The 18,936-nt window shown below is 61.3% G+C and carries 15 protein-coding genes; 12 read left to right on the forward strand and 3 right to left on the reverse strand.

Annotation, left to right across the window (positions count from 1 at the left end; all coding sequences use genetic code 11):
• The first annotated feature begins 13 nt into the window (after positions 1 to 13).
• From NBH09_RS03440 to NBH09_RS03475, 8 genes are all read left to right on the forward strand, one after another.
• Complete coding sequence (locus tag NBH09_RS03440; RefSeq protein ID WP_118226101.1) at positions 14 to 847, forward strand: PTS system mannose/fructose/sorbose family transporter subunit IID; 834 nt, start codon at positions 14 to 16, stop codon at positions 845 to 847.
• A gap of 199 nt (positions 848 to 1,046) precedes the next feature.
• Entirely contained in the window at positions 1,047 to 2,030 is a 984-nt protein-coding gene (locus NBH09_RS03445; RefSeq protein WP_022095159.1) for an SIS domain-containing protein, read from the forward strand.
• Between the two features lie 86 nt (positions 2,031 to 2,116).
• A complete protein-coding gene (locus tag NBH09_RS03450; protein ID WP_250787059.1) occupies positions 2,117 to 2,746 on the forward strand; it encodes an HAD family hydrolase in 630 nt (209 codons plus the stop codon).
• Positions 2,747 to 3,101: 355 nt separating this feature from the next.
• Positions 3,102 to 4,109, forward strand: coding sequence for a YitT family protein (locus tag NBH09_RS03455; protein WP_118450051.1), 1,008 nt, complete (start codon positions 3,102 to 3,104; stop codon positions 4,107 to 4,109).
• Between the two features lie 219 nt (positions 4,110 to 4,328).
• Positions 4,329 to 5,048 carry a GntR family transcriptional regulator gene (locus NBH09_RS03460; protein WP_250787060.1) on the forward strand — a complete coding sequence of 240 codons (720 nt, stop codon included), beginning with the start codon at positions 4,329 to 4,331 and terminating at the stop codon, positions 5,046 to 5,048.
• Positions 5,049 to 5,416: 368 nt separating this feature from the next.
• Positions 5,417 to 7,396, forward strand: a complete 1,980-nt coding sequence (locus NBH09_RS03465; protein ID WP_250787061.1) for a RecQ family ATP-dependent DNA helicase — start codon at positions 5,417 to 5,419, stop codon at positions 7,394 to 7,396.
• A 2-nt stretch (positions 7,397 to 7,398) separates the two neighbouring features.
• Positions 7,399 to 8,154 (forward strand): GntR family transcriptional regulator, encoded by a 756-nt coding sequence (locus tag NBH09_RS03470; protein WP_250787062.1) that lies wholly within the window; start codon positions 7,399 to 7,401, stop codon positions 8,152 to 8,154.
• Between the two features lie 144 nt (positions 8,155 to 8,298).
• Positions 8,299 to 9,267 carry an SIS domain-containing protein gene (locus tag NBH09_RS03475; RefSeq protein ID WP_250787063.1) on the forward strand — a complete coding sequence of 323 codons (969 nt, stop codon included), beginning with the start codon at positions 8,299 to 8,301 and terminating at the stop codon, positions 9,265 to 9,267.
• A 132-nt stretch (positions 9,268 to 9,399) separates the two neighbouring features.
• On the opposite strand, the gene NBH09_RS03480 is transcribed toward NBH09_RS03475, so the two are convergent.
• Entirely contained in the window at positions 9,400 to 10,377 is a 978-nt protein-coding gene (locus NBH09_RS03480; RefSeq protein WP_250787064.1) for an L-lactate dehydrogenase, read from the reverse strand.
• A gap of 209 nt (positions 10,378 to 10,586) precedes the next feature.
• On the opposite strand from NBH09_RS03480, the gene metA reads away from it, so the two are divergent.
• Together metA and NBH09_RS03490 are read left to right on the forward strand one after the other, a co-directional pair.
• Entirely contained in the window at positions 10,587 to 11,513 is a 927-nt protein-coding gene (metA, locus tag NBH09_RS03485; protein WP_006235124.1) for a homoserine O-acetyltransferase MetA, read from the forward strand.
• Between the two features lie 476 nt (positions 11,514 to 11,989).
• Positions 11,990 to 12,943 (forward strand): hypothetical protein, encoded by a 954-nt coding sequence (locus NBH09_RS03490; RefSeq protein WP_250787065.1) that lies wholly within the window; start codon positions 11,990 to 11,992, stop codon positions 12,941 to 12,943.
• Positions 12,944 to 13,161: 218 nt separating this feature from the next.
• On the opposite strand, the gene NBH09_RS03495 is transcribed toward NBH09_RS03490, so the two are convergent.
• Together NBH09_RS03495 and NBH09_RS03500 are read right to left on the reverse strand one after the other, a co-directional pair.
• Positions 13,162 to 13,758: a 5-formyltetrahydrofolate cyclo-ligase gene (locus NBH09_RS03495; RefSeq protein ID WP_250787066.1), complete on the reverse strand. Its 597-nt coding sequence runs from the start codon at positions 13,756 to 13,758 to the stop codon at positions 13,162 to 13,164.
• Between the two features lie 387 nt (positions 13,759 to 14,145).
• Positions 14,146 to 17,190 (reverse strand): insulinase family protein, encoded by a 3,045-nt coding sequence (locus NBH09_RS03500; protein WP_250787067.1) that lies wholly within the window; start codon positions 17,188 to 17,190, stop codon positions 14,146 to 14,148.
• Positions 17,191 to 17,470: 280 nt separating this feature from the next.
• On the opposite strand from NBH09_RS03500, the gene NBH09_RS03505 reads away from it, so the two are divergent.
• Entirely contained in the window at positions 17,471 to 18,175 is a 705-nt protein-coding gene (locus NBH09_RS03505) for a GntR family transcriptional regulator (protein ID WP_215674199.1), read from the forward strand.
• Positions 18,176 to 18,351: 176 nt separating this feature from the next.
• Positions 18,352 to 18,936: helix-turn-helix domain-containing protein (locus NBH09_RS03510; protein WP_250787068.1), on the forward strand; the 585-nt coding region annotated here is incomplete at its 3' end.

Genomic DNA, 18,936 nt, shown 5'->3' on the forward strand with positions numbered 1-18,936 from the left:
GGAGGAACACACTATGGCAACCGCAACCAAGGACGTGTCCCTGAACAAGAAGGTCAGCCAGTTCTTCTGGCGCTCCTGGGCCATCCAGGCCTCTTGGAACTACGAGCGTCAGATGAACATGGGCTTCCTCTACGGTATGGTTCCCACGCTCGATCGCCTCTATCCGGACGAGTCCGACCCCAAGCAGCTTGCTGCTAAGAAAGAGGCTTACCACCGTCACATGGCGTTCTACAACTGCACCCCGCAGACGAGCGCTTTCATCCTGGGCCTCGCCGCCTCCATGGAGGAGGAGTACGCCAAGGATCCCGAGAACTTCAACCCCGATTCGATTAACGCGGTCAAGACCTCCCTTATGGGCCCGCTTTCCGGCATCGGTGACTCCTTCTTCCAGGGCACCATCCGCGTTATCGCCTTTGGCTTGGGCGTTCAGCTGGCTCAGCAGGGCTCCATCATGGGCCCGATCCTGGCCCTTCTCATCTCCATCGTCCCCTCCGTGCTGATTACTTGGTTCGCAGCCAAGATGGGCTATCAGGGCGGCCACGAGTACCTGAGCAAGCTTCAGGGCGGCGACCTCATGGAGAAGCTCATGTATGTCTGCGGCATCGTGGGTCTTATGTCCGTGGGCGGCATGATCGCCACGCTGATCGGCGCCACCACCCCGCTGCAGTTCGCTGACGGCACCGTCGTTATCCAGGACATCCTGGATGGCATGATGCCCCAGATGATTTCCCTTGGCCTCACTGGCCTTATGTACTGGCTCATCAAGAAGAACGTCAACACCGGTTGGCTTCTCGTGATCGCCATTGTGGGCGGCATCGCCCTCTCCGCGGTCGGCATCCTGGCTTAGTCGCGACTAAGCGCCTAACCGCTTTCCCCCGGGGGCCTGCCTGGCATCCCATACCCCAGGCAGGCTTCCATCCCCAAAATGCGACAATGGGACAGTCCCTTTGTCGCATCCTCAACGGGCCGGCGACTCGGCCCAAACCACGGTAACCCTGCGAGCGCCCGGCAATGTGGCGCCGCAAAAATTGAAAGGAATGTGTCAGATGTACGAGATCGACCTTAACCTCCCTAAGCAGATCGTCGCTGACGTCCTGTCCAACCACGAGATTCACAGCGTCGCCTTCGTCGGCTGCGGTGCTTCCATGTCCGACCTTTACCCCGCCAAGTACTTCCTGGCCAACAACACGGACAAGCTGAACGTTCAGATCTTCACCGCTAACGAGTTCAACTACGACACGCCTTCCTGGGTCAACGAGCACACCTTCGTGATCACCTGCTCCCTCGGTGGCTCCACGCCCGAGACCGTCGAGGCCAACAAGACCGCCAAGAAGCACAACTGCCCGGTCGTCTCCCTCACCAACAAGGCTGGCTCCGCTCTGACCGTCGACGCTGACTACGTCATCGTTCACGGCTTCCACGCCAACTTCGCTGCCAAGTGCGAGAAGCCCGGCTACGCCATCGCTCTTGCTGTCGAGATCCTTCAGCAGACCGAGGGCTATGACCACTACGAGGACATGATCACCGGCCTCACCAACGTCTTCGAGCTCTGCGAGAACGCTGCTCAGTCCTGCAAGAAGCTCGCCAAGAAGTTCGCCGAGGACTTCAAGGACGACAAGATGATCTACTTCATGGCTTCCGGTGCCTCCGAGAAGATGGCTTATTCTCACGCCGCCTTCCTGTTCACCGAGATGCAGTGGATCGACGCCGCCGCCTACAACACCGGTGAGTACTTCCACGGCCCGTTCGAGGTTTCCACCGAGGGTAAGCCCTACGTCTTCTTCATGTCCGATGGCGCTACCCGTCCGATGGACGCCCGCGCCCTCACCTTCCTTGAGCGCATGGGCGCCAAGGTCGCTCTGATCGACTCCAAGGACTACGGCCTGGCTGACGCCGTGCCCGCGAGCGTCGTCACCTACTTCAACCCGCTGCTGCACCTCGCCGTTATGCGCGAGTACGGCAACCAGATCGCCGAGGCCCGTCAGCACCCGCTGACCATGCGTCGCTACATGTGGAAGCTTTCCTACTAATCACAAGTAAGTAGACCTTACGGGTTGATTGAGAGGGGATGGGGTTTGCGCCCCGTCCCCTTTTTTGCTATCGAAAGGAGATGCGTATGATCAAGGCAGTGCTGTTTGACATGGACGGCGTGCTGGTCGATACCGAGTGGTTCTACAACCGTCGCCGCGTGGCATTTATGGAAGAGAAGGGCTTCCACTTTGACGAGATCCCCGATCTTTCGGGGTCTAACGAGCCCGCCATCTGGAAGGCGCTGGTGCCCGACGATGTTGAGCTGCGCGAGCGCCTGCGCGTGGAGTACAAGCAGGTCTACAGCCCGGACCACCCCGTTCCGTATGCCGAGCTTCTCAACGAGCAGACGGAGCCGGTGATGCGTGAGCTGCACGAGCGCGGCGTGAAGTGTGCCATCGCGAGCTCGTCCTATCGCGAGCTGATCGACGAGCTAGTGGAGATTGCCGGTATTGCCGACGTGCTGGACTACACTATCAGCGGTCACGAGTGCAGTGCGTTTAAGCCCGACCCCGAGATCTACCTGCGTGCCATGGAGGCGCTGGAGGTGGAGCCTACCGAGTGCCTGGTTATCGAGGATTCGCCTTTGGGCATCGAGGCCGGCAAGCGCTCCGGCGCCCGCGTCCTGGCACTGCGTCCGCACGAGGGCGTCAACCTCGACCAATCGCGAGCCGATGCCGTTATCGATAATCTGACCGACATTTTGGCCGCTTTGTAATGTCAATCCGCCGCGAGAAGCACAGGTTCAAACGTTTTTTGCGGTGGACTGGCTCAATTTGGTTTCGATTTTGATCCGTTTGGCTTCGATTCGGGCTAAGTGAGTAGACTTTTTGGCGCAGGCTGAGCACAATGCATATCTTCCTTTGTAAAACCGCAGGTCACAGAGGTGGCTGTTTTGGGTGTGCTCGGCAGATCGTAAAAAGTCTACTCACTTGGAATTTAGCCCTTTGGTCGTGGGGGTTGCTGGTCCCGTTTTGGTTGTCGAGAGAGGGTGAATTGAAGCGCCCCCGCACGCTCCATGCTACAATCGCGGGCATGCCCCACAACTACATCTGCCTTCGAAGGGAGCCTACGTGGCGAACGCCATCGAACAGCTCACGGATCGCGTGCTCGTGCTCGGCCGCCTCACCATCGTCCGCCGCGCCATCACCGCCGTGGCGGTCACCATTTCTGCCGTTCTCCAGACATTTCTGATCCAGGCGTTCATTCAACCCGCCGACCTGCTTCCGAGCGGTCTCACCGGCGTCGCGGTCCTACTCGATCGCGTTACCTCGCTGGGCGGCGTCCACATCGACATCTCGCTCGGTATGCTTGCGCTCAACATTCCCGTGGCGCTCCTATGCTGGAGCGGCATCAGCAAGCGCTTCGTCATCTTCTCGATGATGCAGGTCGTGCTCTCATCGCTGTTCCTCAACATCTTTCACTTTGCTCCGTTTTTGGGCGACAAGATCATGCTCATCATTTTTGGCGGCGTGGTCTCGGGTCTGGGCGCTGCCATCGCGCTAAAGTCCGGCGCATCCACCGGCGGCACCGACTTTATCGCGCTGTGGGTCTCCAATCACACGGGCAAGACTATCTGGGGTGTCATCTTTGGTTTCAACTGCTTTATCCTGGCGATCTTTGGCTTTATGTTTGGCTGGGACAATGCGGCGTACTCCATCGTGTTCCAGTTTATTTCGACCAAGACCATCGACAGTTTCTATCGTCGCTACGACCGCGTGACGCTGCAGATCACGACGCGCAAGGCAGACGAGGTCATGACCGCCTATGTTGACCATTTTCAGCACGGCATTAGCTGTGCCGAGGTCATCGGCGGATACAGCCGCGAAAAGATGTACCTGCTGCACGCCGTTGTCTCGACCTACGAGAGCCAGGACATTATCAAGCTGGTGTGCGACATTGATCCCGGCGCCGTGATCAATGTGTTCCACACGCTCAACTTTGTGGGCGGCTGGTGGGGCGGTCATGTCGACGAGCCCATGCCCACGGCCGTACCCGATCCCGACAAGCCCGCGCGCATGGCCAGCAGGCAGGCGCGCCTCAGCGAGCAGGACAGCCTGCAGCAGGACGACGGCAAGTAGGGTATTGGCATTTTGCCGGCCCGGCGCAACCCTTCCGCATGAGCCCCTCGAAAGCCCCGTTGCTTTCGAGGGACTTTCGTTTGCCCAGATAAAACCTACCAAAATGAAGCTGTCGCTTTTTGGTAGGGATGGTGTATCGTTTTATCAATATGAGATAATATGAAACTAGACGTTATATACGTATTAGTTATTTCGATATTTCGATAAGAGTGATCAGATATGCCTGCGCCCAAAAATGCACCGCTTTACCAGCAGATTTATGACGAGATCAAGGATGCGATCGAGAAAGGTGTTTATGCACCCAAGGAGCGTATTCCGTCCGAGCTTGAGCTAGCCGAGCAGTACGACGTGAGCCGAATTACGGTGCGTCGCGCCGTCGAGGAGTTGTGCTCCGATGGCTACCTGGTTAAGCAGCAGGGCCGCGGTACCTTTGTTTCCACGCCGCACATCAATCGCCAGTTCCACGCCTCGACGCTGCAGACGTTTACCGCGCTGTGTGCCAACAACGGCATGAAGGCCGGTGCGCATGTGGTCGATCGCCAGATTGTTCCGGCGCGCCAAAACGAGATGGAGTTCTTTGGTTTGCAGAAGGACGCGCTGCTGCTGCATATCAAGCGCGTGCGTACGGCCGACGGCGAGCCCATATTTGAGGAGAACATCTTTGTGCCGTTTGACGCCTACCGTGAGCTGTTGACGGCCGATCTTGAGGACAAGTCGATTTTTGCCGAGGTCGAGCGTGTTGGCGGAACGCCGATTGTCTCGGTTGGCTACCGCACGGTCGAGGCCGTTCGAGCTAACGCCGAGCAGGCGGCCGAGCTGGGCATTGCCCCGCACGATCCACTGCTCAACCTGCGTGCCGGCTTTACCGGTCCCAACGATGAGCCGGTCTTGCTCGGCAAACAGTACTACGTGGGTAGCCGCTACGTCATGGTGATGTAAGTTACGCGGTTTTACCAAACCGCGTAATCAGCCGACGCTGCAAGCCCGCCAGAGCGGCAATCTGCCTTTCAACTTCGGCGGCATGACCAGAAGGTCAATGCTGCCTTGTTTCAAGGCACCTTGCTCGCTCTGGCGGGCTTCGCTGACATTGCCAAAACATCGACTACCCGCAGAATGAGCGTGGATAATCTCCCGTTTTTGGCTTGGTGACGGGTTCAAAGTGGGAGATTATCCACGCTCATCCGGAAAGTGTCCAAAAATCCACGCTCGTTCCCTTCGGATTGCATCGCCCGTGGCCGACAGCGGCGCGGCACCGGTCCGCGTGGCGGCGTATAATCGGCGGCAGATGACTTGAACGTTAGGAAACCATGACCGATAGCATGCAGCAGATGGCGCTCGACACGCTCGGCGCCTATTTTGGCTACACCTCGTTTCGCCCAGGACAGGACCGCATGGTCGATGCGATCCTTGCCGGTCGCGATGCGCTGGGCGTTATGCCCACGGGCGCCGGCAAGTCCATTTGCTACCAGGTGCCCGCGCTCATGCTGCCCGGCATCACCTTTGTGGTGAGTCCGCTGCTGTCGCTTATGGAGGACCAGACCCGTGCGTTGCTCGCGGCGGGTGCGCGACCCAGCTATCTCAACTCCAGCCTTACCCCGGCCCAGCAAAACACTGTGCTCAAGCGGGCGCGCGAGGGCCGCTACCAGCTTATGTACGTGGCGCCCGAGCGTCTGCTCGAGCCGCGCTTTTTAGCCTTTGCGCAGGAGGCCGCGGCGGACGGCGGCATTGGCGTGCCGCTCGTGGCCATTGACGAGGCGCACTGCGTGAGCCAATGGGGCCAGGATTTTCGCCCCGCCTACCTGCAGATTCGCGAGTTCATCGATTCCCTGCCGCAGCGCCCCATCGTGGCGGCCTTTACCGCTACGGCGACCGAGCGTGTGCGCACGGATATTCAACAGATGCTCGGTCTGCAAAACCCCGCGACGGTGGTGACGGGCTTCGATCGCAAGAACCTCTACTTTGGCTGCGAGGAGATGGGCGACAAGGCCAAGGCCGCGTGGGTGCGCGACTATGTGATCGCGCATTCGGGAGAGAGCGGCATCGTGTATTGCTCGACCCGCAAGACGGTCGATGCGCTGGCGGGCGAGCTTGCCGAGGCGCTGGGCCCCAGCGGCATTCGCGTTGGCCGCTACCATGCCGGCATGGGCAACGACGCCCGCCGCCAAAGCCAGCGCGCCTTTATCGACGACGATATCCAGGTGATGGTTGCCACCAACGCCTTTGGCATGGGCATCGACAAGCCCAACGTGCGCTACGTGATCCACAACAACGTGCCCGAGAGCATCGAGGCCTACTACCAGGAGGCGGGCCGCGCCGGCCGCGATGGCGATCCGGCCAGCTGCCACTTGCTGTGGAACGGCAATGATTTTCGCATGCGCCGCTTTCTGATCGATCGCGGCGATGCTGCCGATGAGGCACTCGACGACGAGCAGCGTGCGTGGGCGCTCCAGAATCGATATCGCCTGCTCAGCCAGATGGAGGGCTACTGCAATACCACCGGCTGCTTGCGCGAATACATGCTGCGCTACTTTGGCGACGAGGCCGCGGCCGAGCATGCTGTCGCGGCTGCTGCGGGCGGCACCGCAGACGACGCCGAGGGCTGCGGCAACTGCAGCAACTGCCTTACGCAGTTCGAGGTCGAGGACGTCACCGATATGGCCCGCGCTGCCGTGCGCTATGTGGCCACGCGACCCATGCGCTTTGGCAAGTCGCTCATCGCCGACGTGCTTCACGGCGGCAACACCGAGCGCATTCGCCAGATGCATCTGGACGAGGACCACGGCTACGGTGAGCTGTCGAGCGAATCGGTCGGGCGCATCAAGGACATCATCGGCCAGCTGTGCGGCCGCGGTTATCTGGCTACCTCGCAGGGGCAGTACCCGGTCGTGGGGCTGGGCCCGCACGCCGGCGAGGTCGAGGACGAGGCGTTCACCTTTACCGTTAAGCGTCGCGCGTCCAAGCGCAAGGCCTCGGCCCGCGCCCGCCGTGCGGTGGATCTGCTGCGCGAGGAGGCCGAGCTGGATCAGCGCCCGCGTGTGGGTGACGATGCCGAGCTGTTCGAGCGCCTGCGTGCCCTGCGCAAGGAGATCTCGACCGAGCTGGAGATGGCGCCGTACATGGTCTTTTCCGACAAGGCTTTGCGCGGTCTATGTCGCCTACGCCCGCAGACGCGCGACGAGCTTATCCAGGTCAACGGCATCGGCGAGAAAAAGGCCGACGCCTTTGGCGAGCAGTTTATGGCGGCGATTGAAGAGTTTGAGTCCGAACATGCACGGAATGGAGCATAACGATGGCATCCGACGATAAAACCGAGCGCACTGAGGTGTCCGCCGTGCCGCTGTACCAGCAGGTTATGGATGACCTAAAGGGCGAGATCGCGCGTGGCGTGTACGCATCCGGCTCGCGCATTCCTTCCGAGATGGAGCTCGCGAAGTACTACGGCGTGGGACGCATCACCGTGCGCCGCGCTATCGAGGAACTGTCGCGCGCGGGGTATCTCAGCCGTCAGCAGGGGAGGGGCACGTTTGTGTGCGCGCCCAAGCTCAAGCGCAAAATTGTCCAGAAGGGTGACGTTCAGAGCTTTTCCGAGGGTTGCGCTGCCAACGACATGGTGGCCGGAGCACGCCTGGTGTCGCGCACGGTGGTTGCGGCGACGCGCGAGGACGCGGCGTTTTTTGGGGTGGAGCCCGGCTGCGAACTCATCGTTGTCGAGCGCGTGCGCACGGCAGATGGCGTGCCCGTCATGCTCGAGAACAACGCCTTTGTGCTGGCCGACCATCCCTATCTGCAGACGCTTGCCGACAAGGACCTCACGGACAATTCCATCTTTGCACTCGTTGCCGAGCATTCGGGCCGCGCGCCGCTCAAGTCCGACCCCTGTACTGTGGAGATTGCGCTTGCCGATGCTCAGTCGGCCTCGCTGTTGGAGGTGCCGGTCGGCGAGCCGCTCTTTTATATGGAGGCATACTTTACCGATGAGGACGAGCGGCCCCTGCTGCTCGGACGCCAAAAGATCGTGGGCTCGCGCTACGTGTTCGACATCTAACGTCCACAGATAGAACAATATAGAACAAGTTTGGTGAAATGACTTCACGGGCGTCGTCGTGCGTGCTATAAATAGGACAACATAGAACGACCGCAGGTACGAGTTGTAGTCGTTCAAAACCGCCACACAAGAAGGGGCATCACCATGAACGCACACGATCTGATTCAGGAAATTATCGAGCGCAAGGGCAAGATTGAGAACGTCTTTTGGATCGCCTGCGGCGGTTCGATGATCGACCTGATGCCGGCCAACGAGCTGCTCAAGCGCGAGGCAACCACGTTTACCTCGACGGTCTACACGGCGCGCGAGTTTTGCCTGATGGCTCCCAAGAGTCTTGGCGAGAAGTCGCTCGTCATCGCCTGCAGCCACAGCGGCAACACGCAGGAGGTCGTCGACGGCTGCGAGATGGCGCTGGCAGCCGGCGCCGAGGTCGTGGCCATGACCGACTGCGAAGGCTCCAAGATCGATAACGGCAAGTGGACTACCTGGGTCTATCCGTGGGGCGAGGACGTGCCGCAGGCCGAGGTGCCGCAGGGCATCGGCGCTCTGATCGCTGCCGAACTGCTCGACCAGCAGGAGGGTTACGAGGCACTCGCCGACATGTACGCCGGCCTTAAGCAGATGGATGCCCTGCTGCCCGCTGCCCGCGAGAAGGTCAACGCCGAGCTGGGCGATCGCTTTGCCGAGCTCTGCCAGCAGCACGAGTTCTTCTATATCCTGGGTTCCGGCCCCAACTTTAGCCAGACCTACGCTATGGCCATCTGCTCGCTCATGGAGATGCAGTGGCAGCACTGCTGCTATATCCACTCCGGCGAGTACTTCCACGGCCCGTTCGAAGCCACCGAGCCCGGCGTGTTCTACTTTGTACAGCTCGGATCGGGCGAGTGCCGTCCCATGGAGGAGCGTGCACTTGCGTTCCTCAACACGCACACCGATACGGTTATGGTGCTCGATGCGCTCGAGTACGGCGTGGGCGAGGTGCCCGCCAGCGTGCGTTCGTTCCTGGAGCCGATCTTCTTCTATGCGATGAGCTGCGAGCTGCGCGCCGCCCGCGGCAAGGTGTTCGACCACAGCCCCGAGGTCCGTCGCTACATGGGCATCGAGCAGTACTAGGCACCGGGAAAAGTATTCACCTTCGATTCGCAAGGGCACTGCGTGAGTCAAAAAAGCGGGCCGCGCCGGGGATTTCCGGCGCGGCCCGCTTGGTATCGCGTTTAGATTCGCGAGATTGCGGCGATTGACGGTCTACTTGCCGACAACGCCTTCGGCGTCCCACCAGTCGAGCTGGGCGATGTTGTCGCGGATGTGCTGGCAGCTCTTGTGGAAGCCCTCGAGCTCGTGCTCGGACAGGTCCAGTGTGTAGACTTCCTCGACGCCCTCGGCACCGATCACGCACGGCAGGGAGGTAAAGATGCCCTCCTCGCCATACTGGCCGGTCATAAGCGTAGAGGCCGAAAGCACGGCGTGCTCGTTGTGCAGCACGGCGGCGCAGACGCGCGCGGCGGAGTTGGCGACGGCGTACTCGGTGCACTGCTTGCCCTGGTAGGTTACGTAGCCGCCCTTGCGCGCGAGCTCCTCAATCTCCATGTGGTCGAAGGCATACTTGTCGGGGTTCTCGGCCTGAAGTTCGTTGAGGCTCTTGCCGGCGATGGTCGCGGCCTTAAAGGCAGCCAGCTGGCTAAAGCCGTGCTCGCCGATCATGTAGGCGTCGATGGACTTGGGGCTCACGCCGACCTTCTTGGAGATCTCGGTGCGCAGGCGGGCGGAGTCCAGGCCGCAGCCCGAGCCGATGATCTTCTTGGGATCGTAGCCGGTCAGGTGCCACAGCTCGGTGCACACGACGTCGCAGGGGTTGGAGATGCTCACGAAGATGCCGTCAAAGCCGGCGTCGACGATGCGCTTGGCAAAGGTGCGGGCGGCGTCGGTGGTAAAGAACAGCTCGCCGTCGCGGTTGCCAGCGGCCAGCGCGACCTTACCGGCAGCGTTGACAATGACGTCGCAGCAGGCCAGCTCCTCGTAGTGGTCGTAGCAGTTGACGATCTTGGTGTTGTACGGAACAAACGAAAGGGAGTCGCGCAAGTCCTGGACCTCGGACGTCACCTTGGCCTCGTTGATATCGCACAGGTACAGCTCATCGGCAATGCCCTGCATAAGTAGGCTGTTGGCGACATGTGCTCCTACGTGGCCCTGGCCGACCACACCGATCTTACGCGTCTGGTACATATATGTATCCTTTCGGCCGAGTTTTTCGCGTCGAACCATTGTAGCGTTCTGCTGTTACTTTGCTAGGCTAAAGTGCCGTAGATTTTGGGACATGCCTTAATCTCTACTTTTGGCTGTTTTGAACCACTGGCGGTGTCTCGGGGCGATACGCTCGCGCGGATGGGGCCGGTCGTTGTACCATAACTGCAACTGACTCGTAAGGAGCATCCATGCCCATTCGCATCCCCGACGCCCTCCCTGCCGCCGCGCAGCTCGAGAGCGAGAACATCTTTGTCATGACCGAGTACCGCGCGCTGCACCAGGACATCCGCCCGCTGCGCGTGCTCATCCTCAACCTCATGCCCACCAAGATTGCCACCGAGACGCAGATCATGCGCAAGCTCTCCAACACGCCGCTGCAGGTGGAGGTGGACCTGCTGCGCACCAAGACGCACGAGGCCACGCACGTGAGCGCCGGCCACCTGGAGACGTTCTACCGCACGTTCGACGACATCCGCGACATCCACTACGACGGCCTGATCATCACGGGCGCGCCGGTGGAGCAGATGCCGTTCGAGGAGGTCGACTACTGGCCCGAGCTCTGCCAGATCATGGATTGGTCAACCACGCACGTGCACTCTACGCTGCACATTTGTTGGGGCGCGCAGGCCGGCCTGTACCATCATTACGGTATCCAGAAGTACGACCTGCCGGCAAAGGCGAGCGGCGTGTTCGAGCATTATCTGGTGAAGCCGCAAAGCCCGCTGGTCCGCGGCTTTGACGACCGTTTCTATGCCGTGCATTCGCGCAACACCGATGTGCGCCGCGAGGACGTGGAGGCCGAGCCGCAGCTTGAGGTCGTGGCCGTGTCCGACGAGGTGGGCCTGTACATCGTCAAGTCGACCGATAGCCGCCGCTTCTTTGTCTTTGGCCATCCCGAGTACGATACCGACACGCTGCGCCTGGAGTACGAGCGCGACGTCAAGCGCGGACTCAACCCTCAGGTGCCGGCGCATTACTTCCCGGGTGACGACCCCACCGCCGAGCCGCGCAACGTCTGGCGCAGCCAGGCTCAGCTGTTCTACACCAACTGGCTCAACTACTACGTCTACCAGACCACGCCCTACGACCTGGCCCGCGCCGGCGAGGAGCACTAGGCTGCGGCTGTAGCTGTGGTTGCTGCTGCGGCCGTTGCTGTGCTCGCGGCGTGACGAACGTGGATTTTCGGACACACGAGCGTGGATTTTCGGACGTTTACAAATCGGGCGTGGATAATCTCCCACTTTTGGCTCAAAACTAGGCTCAAAACGGGAGATTATCCACGCTCATTTTTTAGGCATGTAGATGCCGATGGCTCGGCTAAGAGACGGTGCATGCAGAGGCAAAGTCGCATTTGGCGTAGTCTTGAATCTCGACGGGTTTTTCTTTCTGATAATCCAATGGACCAAGGCCTCAAAATGTGGAGACGGGGACCTCTCGACAACCGCCCTACCTGCAGATATAAGTCATCAGCCTAAAACGTCCAAAACCGTCAAGCATTTGGTCAGCGCCTGGACAGCATTTGGTCAGACTTCGCATGAAACCGTCTGGTACGTTTGCGCCGTTCCAAGAGTTGGGAGGCGACATGGGAAACATGACGGCGAATCAAAGACTTACAAGCCACATTAAAGCATGCGAACAGCAGATGAGCTGCGTGTACGCACGCACGGCGGCGGAGGCAAAGCAGATTGAGCGGCGGGTGGCGGCGGGAAGTCTAGAGGCGGTCATGCCGGGGCTGTATGCGCGTCCGGATTATTGGTCCGAGCTCAAGTTTCGGCAGCGTTATCTGCACCGGGTGCGGGCCCTTGCGCAAAAGCATCCCGACTGGACGTTTTGCTCCTATACGGCGGCTGTTATCTATGGCCTTTCGGTTTCGCATGCCAATTTGAAGCACATCCATATCGCCGCGGCGCCGGCGCAATCGACGACGCCGGGCTCTCAGGTGATTCGACATCGTTATGCTCGTCAAACGCGGGCAATCCAGATGGATATTGCCGTGACCGATATCGATCAGACGATTGCGGATTGCCTGGTCGATGCGTCGTTTGTCGAGGGACTGATCATTGCGGACTCGGCGCTTCATGAGCGGCTGTTGTCAAAGGAGCATCTCGTTGAGATGGTCGACAAGCTTGGCCTGAATCGTCGCGGTGTTGTGACGGCGCGCAGGGTTGCGCGGTGTGCCGATGGCCTGTCGGAAAGCGGTGGCGAGTCCAAGGCACGCGCGCTGATGATTGAGCGCGGCTGGCAGACGCCGGAGCTGCAAGTTGAGCTGTTCGACCCAGTTGAGCCGGGACGGCCATATCGCGTTGACTACTTGTGGCGCGTGGGCGACCGGCTGATTATCGGTGAGTTCGACGGATTCGTTAAAAACGAGAAGGCGGCGGAGGAGGGCAAGCTCGCAAAGGCGCAATTTGATGAGCGTCAGCGCGAGTCGAGGCTTTCGCTACTTGATAACTGTAAGATCGTGCGCTTGTGCTGGGATGATCTAAGGGATTCGGCAAAGCTCGATCGCAAACTCAAGGTTGCCGGCGTGCCGCGTGCGTGTTGAGGCGGTTGCAGGGCGTTGAGCCGCACAAGCGTGGAAATCCGGACGGACGAGTGTGGAAATCTGGACGCGCATTGGTTAAGCGTGGATTTTCGGACACACGAGCGTGGATTTTTGGACGCTTGTTGAATGAGCGTGGATAATCTCCCGTTTTTGGCTCGTAAGGGGGCTCAAAGTGGGAGATTTTCCACGCTCATCTTGCGGGTGCGATACAGCGGCGATCAGGCGCTGATGATGTGGGGTAGCGGCAGGTCGTGGGCGTCGGTGGGAACGTGGCCGACACGCTGCTCGTCAAAGGCTATGCCGATGATTTGACATGCGGACGAGAGCATGGGCAGGTAGCGGTCATAGCAGCCGCCGCCGTAGCCCAGGCGCGCGCCGGCGCGGTCGAATGCTACGAGCGGCACGATAATCATGTTGAGAGCCTCGGCAGGCACGATAGGGAAGCGACCGCTGTCGATGTCTGTGGCCGCGAAGGCCCGCGTGGGGTGGGCGATAAACGGCGCCGCGGACGCATCGTCGGCGGCAACTGCCCGCATGCACATGCGCTGGCCACAAGCTGCGGCGTCTGTTGCCGAGAACATGCACGGATAGGCCACGCGCCAGCCGTGTTTGGCGGCCGCAGCGGCAAACGCGGCTGGGTCGACCTCGGAACCCATCGCGGCATAGACGGCAACGGTGTGCGGCGCTGCGGTACCCAAGTGATCCAACAGCTCAACAAGCCGCGCACAGATAACGGCAGACTTCGCGGCCCGCACATCCAAATCAAGAGCGTCGCGCCGAGCAATCACCGCCTTCCGCAACTCGGCCTTGTCCATCCCAACCTCCTCTAGCAAACCTACCAAAAAGGGACAGGTTTATTTTGGCAGGTTTTATCTGGGCAAACACCCAAACCACCACATAAGCCATCGCAAAGGGGGCGGTTCATGGACACCTTCGTGGGTTTTGACGAAGAGCGGGTGTTCGCGGCGGTTTGTCTCGATCTGTAACAGTAGCTCGGCAAAATCGGACCTAGATGTTACAGATTGAGACAAAGGGCCGGCATCATCCGAAAACGTCTCGATTTATAACATCTGGAGCCAATATTGCCGCCTTGGCGTTACAGATCGGGACAAACTGGTGGGATGGGCTGAGCTGCCCCGCCCAAGCAGCGGCAAAAGAAAAGGTAGATTTTCAGGCATATCCCAAAAATCTACCTTTGTGCGTTAGCCCAACAGGTCGACGACGTTAAAGCCGGCGTTGCTCTTGGCGATGACGTCTCGGCCGCCAAAGACGCACGTTGGCGACTCGGCTGCAATGCGCGTCACGTCGGCGCCGAGCGAGCGAAGCTCACCGGGTGTGGCCGCGAGCATCTGGGCGCGGCGCTCCTCGCGTGCGTGCGGATCGAGCCCAGCCAGGTAGGTCGTATTGCGGCGCTTGGTGAGCGCGTACGGCTTCACGGGCGCGTCCATGCCGCTCACGCAGCTCACGATAAAGCCCTCGAAGGCGGCCTCGTCGGGCTCAAAGCTGCCGAGCCATGCGCCTGCGCGCGCCACGCGCTCAATCGAAGGATCGACCGCCGGGTCGCGGTAGGTGTAGAACGCCGCCTGGCGCTCGCCGGCAGCGCGGAATCCGCAGCCGTACGCACCGCCCTTCACGCGGATCTCGTTCCACAGGTAGTCGTAGGAGAGCGCGTTGGCAGCCACTGCCCAAGCGCCCGTCACGTCAATGCCCAGGCGACGCGGGTCGCACGCGCTTGCCGCAAAGCAGATGTCGCTGGGGATGACAAAGGCCTCGTGACGGTCGTGCGGCGCCGGCACCACGAGCGCGTTGCGGCCGGCATCGGTGCCGTCGCCCGCGCCAAGCCCCAGGTTACCCGCGGCGGCCCAGTACGCGTCAAAGTCCTCGTCGCTGCCGGTAAAGCTCGCCATGCAGCCATCGGCCACAAAGATGCGGCCTGCCAGCTCGGCAAGCTTGGCGCGCAGGTCGTCCAGTCGCTCGTCAAAGTGGTCGAGCAGATCGCGCAGAAACAGGTAGAAGTCCACGCCCGAGAGCTGCTCGCGCACCACGGCCGAAGGCGAGCTGTAGCTCATCGCGCGACCGAGCGCCGCCGAGTGTCCGTTGTTGATAAAGCCCTGCTCAAGCCCAATGCGAATCTGCGTGAGCACGTCGCGCACGCGGTCGGCGTCGGCATCGAGCAACAGCGTGCTCGACCATACCTCGCGCGGCAGGCTCGCCAGCGCGTCGATCTTTTCGGACAGGGCGCCGGCGCTCACCAGCAGGTAGGGGCGCACGCCGTCCACGTCGGGCTGGGTCATGACCTCGGTCGTAAAGCTCAAAAAGCCCAGCTTGCCGGCGAGCAGGTTGTCGAGTTCCTCGGCCGAATGCTCGCGCGTGGGCAGCTGCTTGAGCAGGCGGCAGAGCAGCGTCACGTAGGGCAGGTCCTCAAATGCGACGCAGCTCAGGTCGAAATACTGCATGGCGTAGGCCAGGCGGTTGGTGGGGATGCCGTGACGCAGGCAGGGGATGGGCGCGGTCGTGTCCACAACGAGCGGCGGCTCGGGGCGTGCCTCGCCAATGTCGGAGACGCGCAGGCGCGGCAGCGTAGCCTTGTCCTCGGGCGTGTCCTCCGCCTCCTGCGCGGCACGCAGCGCGGCCGTGCGCTCGACCACGTCCGCCAGCTCGGCATCGGTCATGGCGTCGCGCTTGGCAGCCAGCTCGGCAGCTTCGGCGCCCTCCGCACCCTCGGCAGCGTCCACCGGCACCAGCTCGACCAGCGCCATGTGGTCATTCTCCAGCACGAGCTCGCGCAGCAGGTCCTCAAAATAGCTGCCGTCCAGCTCGCCGCGCAGCTCCTCGTACACCGGGCCGTACTTGAGCGCCAGCGTCGCGGCGTCGTCATCGTAGAGCCACGTGCTCAGCGCGTCGCACGCAATGGCCACGCCGTCGGCGATGCCATAGTCGCGCTGGCGCAGGTCGTACTCGTTGCTGCTGATGATGGCTTCCAGGCGCTCGCGCGCCACGCCGTGCTCACACAGGTCGCGGCAGGCGTCCTGGAACACGCGACGTAGCTCGCGCGCCACGCCGGGCTGTGCGTTTTGCAGCATGATGAGCTCGTAGGGCTGCAGGCACTCGGCCGCGGTGTAGCTCACCACGTTGCCGCCCAGGCCGGCGGCCAGAATGGCCTTCTTGACCGGTGCCTCGTTGGAGCCCAGCAGCGCCTCGAACAGGATATCTGCTGCGATCGTGCGCTTGCGGTCGAGCGCGCTGCCCAGCACCAGGCCCAGGCCCACCAGGGCGTTCTCGGGCGTAGTGGCCATCTCGACGCGCTTATACTCGCAGGTCACAGGCTCCTGCACGCCCAGCGGATTGGGCGCCAGCGTAGACGGGTCCTCGCCGGCGGCAACGGCAGCGTCCATGCGGCGGCTCGCGGCGCTCGGCTGCGACAGGTAGCGCTCGTCCAAAAAGGCCAGCGCGCGGTCCACGTCCAGGTCGCCGTAGAGCGTGATGTAGGAGTTGGAAGGATTGTAGTGGCGCGCGTGCGTGTCCAGGAACTGCTCGTAGGTGAGCGCGGGAATCGCGCGCGGGTCGCCACCGCTCTCGTGCGCATAGGCGGTGTCGGGATAGAGCGCGGCGTTGACGGCGTCGTCCAGCACGCTCATGGGGTCGGACAGCGCGCCCTTCATCTCGTTGAACACCACGCCGTTATAGCGCAGTGTGCCCTTGCGCAGGCTCGCGGAGCTGTCGTCGCCCTCGCTCTCGGCGCCCTCCGGCAGGTCCAGCTCGTAGTGCCAGCCCTCCTGCTCAAAAATGGTGGGCTTGGTGTAGATGGCCGGGTTGAACACCGCGTCCAGGTACACGTCCATCAGGTTGTACAGATCCTGCTCGTTGGTGGTGGCGACGGGGTAGATGGTTTTGTCGGGGTAGGTCATGGCGTTGAGGAACGTCTGCATGGAGCTCTTGATCAGGTCGACAAATGGCTCCTTGACGGGGAACTTGGCCGATCCGCACAGCACCGAGTGCTCAAGAATATGGAACACGCCGGTGGAATCGGCCGGCGGCGTCTTAAAGCCAATGGCAAAGGCCTTGTTTTCGTCGTCGCACGCCAGGTACAGCAGGCGAGCGCCCGATGCGGTGTGGCGCAGCACGTAGGCGTCCGAGTCGAGCTCGGGCACGGTCTCGCAACGCTCGACGGCAAAGCCGTGGCAGGTGGTACCGGGTACCAGCAGCGCGGCAGCAGCAGCGCGCGGGTCGGTTGAGGTGGTGGGCATATGCAGTCTCCTTTGACGCCCCAGCGGGGGCGAATCGAGTCGAATCCTCGAGAGTATACCCATATGGGGCCGCGGCTCTGCGGCGAACTGGAGACGATGTGGGTGGACTAGCCTAGCTAGGTTGATAACGAATGCCGCGGGTAGCCGCTGCACCCCGCTAAAGTGAAATAACACCCCGTTTACCGAATCATTTAGGAAATATATGGACTCCTAAAAAGTTCTAATACAATATAAGTCATCTATCTATAAGCTGCTGATTCCTTGCAAAGGTATGGTTGATATGGTTGAAGCAAATAGCGTTATCCCCCTGTACAAACAGATTGTTCGTGCGCTCTCTGATTCGATCGCCAACGGCACGTACCGCCCGGGAGATAAGCTTCCGACCGAGGCGGAGCTCATCGAGCAATTTGGCGTGAGCCGAATAACGGTTCGCTCCGCAATTAAAGAAATGGAAGATGCTGGGCTTGTTGAGAGGGCCCGCGGCAAGGGCACGTTCGTTTCGTCGGACACACAGATGTATGCCGCGGACGACCGTGAGAGCTTTACCCATTCGTGCCAGCTTGCTGGAAAACAGGCGTCTACCAGGGTTCTCGCAATGGGCTGGGACTTCCCAAGCCTGCGAGACGCGAAGTTCCTGGGCGTAGACGATACCCAAAAGGTATTGCGTAGTCGTCGTCTGCGCCTTGTGGATGACAAGCCCACGATGCTGGAAACCAATAGCTATTCCGCTGCGCTTTCTTTTTTGGAGCATGAGTCCCTCGAGGATTCGCTGATGGCGGTACTCGATCGCCAGGGAATCAAGATGGGTCCCAACACGCGTACGCTCGAGGTCTGCTATGCGAGCGAGCTCGAGGCGGCATACCTTAACGTGGAGCTTGACTCTCCGCTGCTTCTGTTTGTCGATAGACGTTATGCTCCAAGCGGCGAGCCGCTTTTCATCTCCCGTCAGGTGTACTGCACCGAGCGACTGAAGTTCTATTTGTAAATTAGAGATAGATTAGTCTATTTACCGACCAATTGCTACCGTTCGCGGATTTGGAAAACCTTGATTATCGACTTTATCCGAACACCTCCCACATTCATCCGCACATGTACGGATGAATGTGGGAACCCGATACCCTGAGGGCCGGATCGGTCGGCCCCGGGAGATCGGAGGACGGCATGTCCGGAAAGAAGAAGAGTGGCTCCGCGAGGGCGGTCCCGAGGGCCTACGGAAGGCTCACGAGGCACGAGCGGGACACGGTCCAGAGGATGCTGGAGCGCAGGGCGTCGTGCAGGGAGATCGCGAGGGAGCTGGGCAGGTCGCCCTCGACGGTGAGCGCCGAGGTGGCGTCGCACAGGTTCGCGACGGCGCCGAAGGCCAGGCGCGGCGAGCGCGTGGACGCCACCGCCGACCTGTCGGCGGCCTGCCCGCGCCTGGCCGCGTGGCCGCGCTGCTGCAACGGGTGCGGGCGGTACCGCGCGATCGGCTGCAAGCGCCGCCCCCACGTCTTCTACGAGGCCCGGGCCGCGCAGCTGTGCGCCGACTCGGTCCTCGTCTCGTCCAGGCGCGGGATAGACGCCGACGAGCCCGCCGCGGCGGCCAGGCTGGAGGCGATAAGGGACTGCCTGCGCCGGGGGCTGTCGCCCGAGCAGATGGCGGCGCGCAACGGCGGCCCGGTGGACCTGTCGCCGTCGACCATCTACCGCTGGGTCTCGGCGGGCTACGACGGCATGACCAACATGGAGCTCAGGCGCAAGGTCGGC

This window comes from Collinsella sp. BG-O-102 (assembly GCF_023656745.1).
Taxonomy (GTDB): domain Bacteria; phylum Actinomycetota; class Coriobacteriia; order Coriobacteriales; family Coriobacteriaceae; genus Collinsella.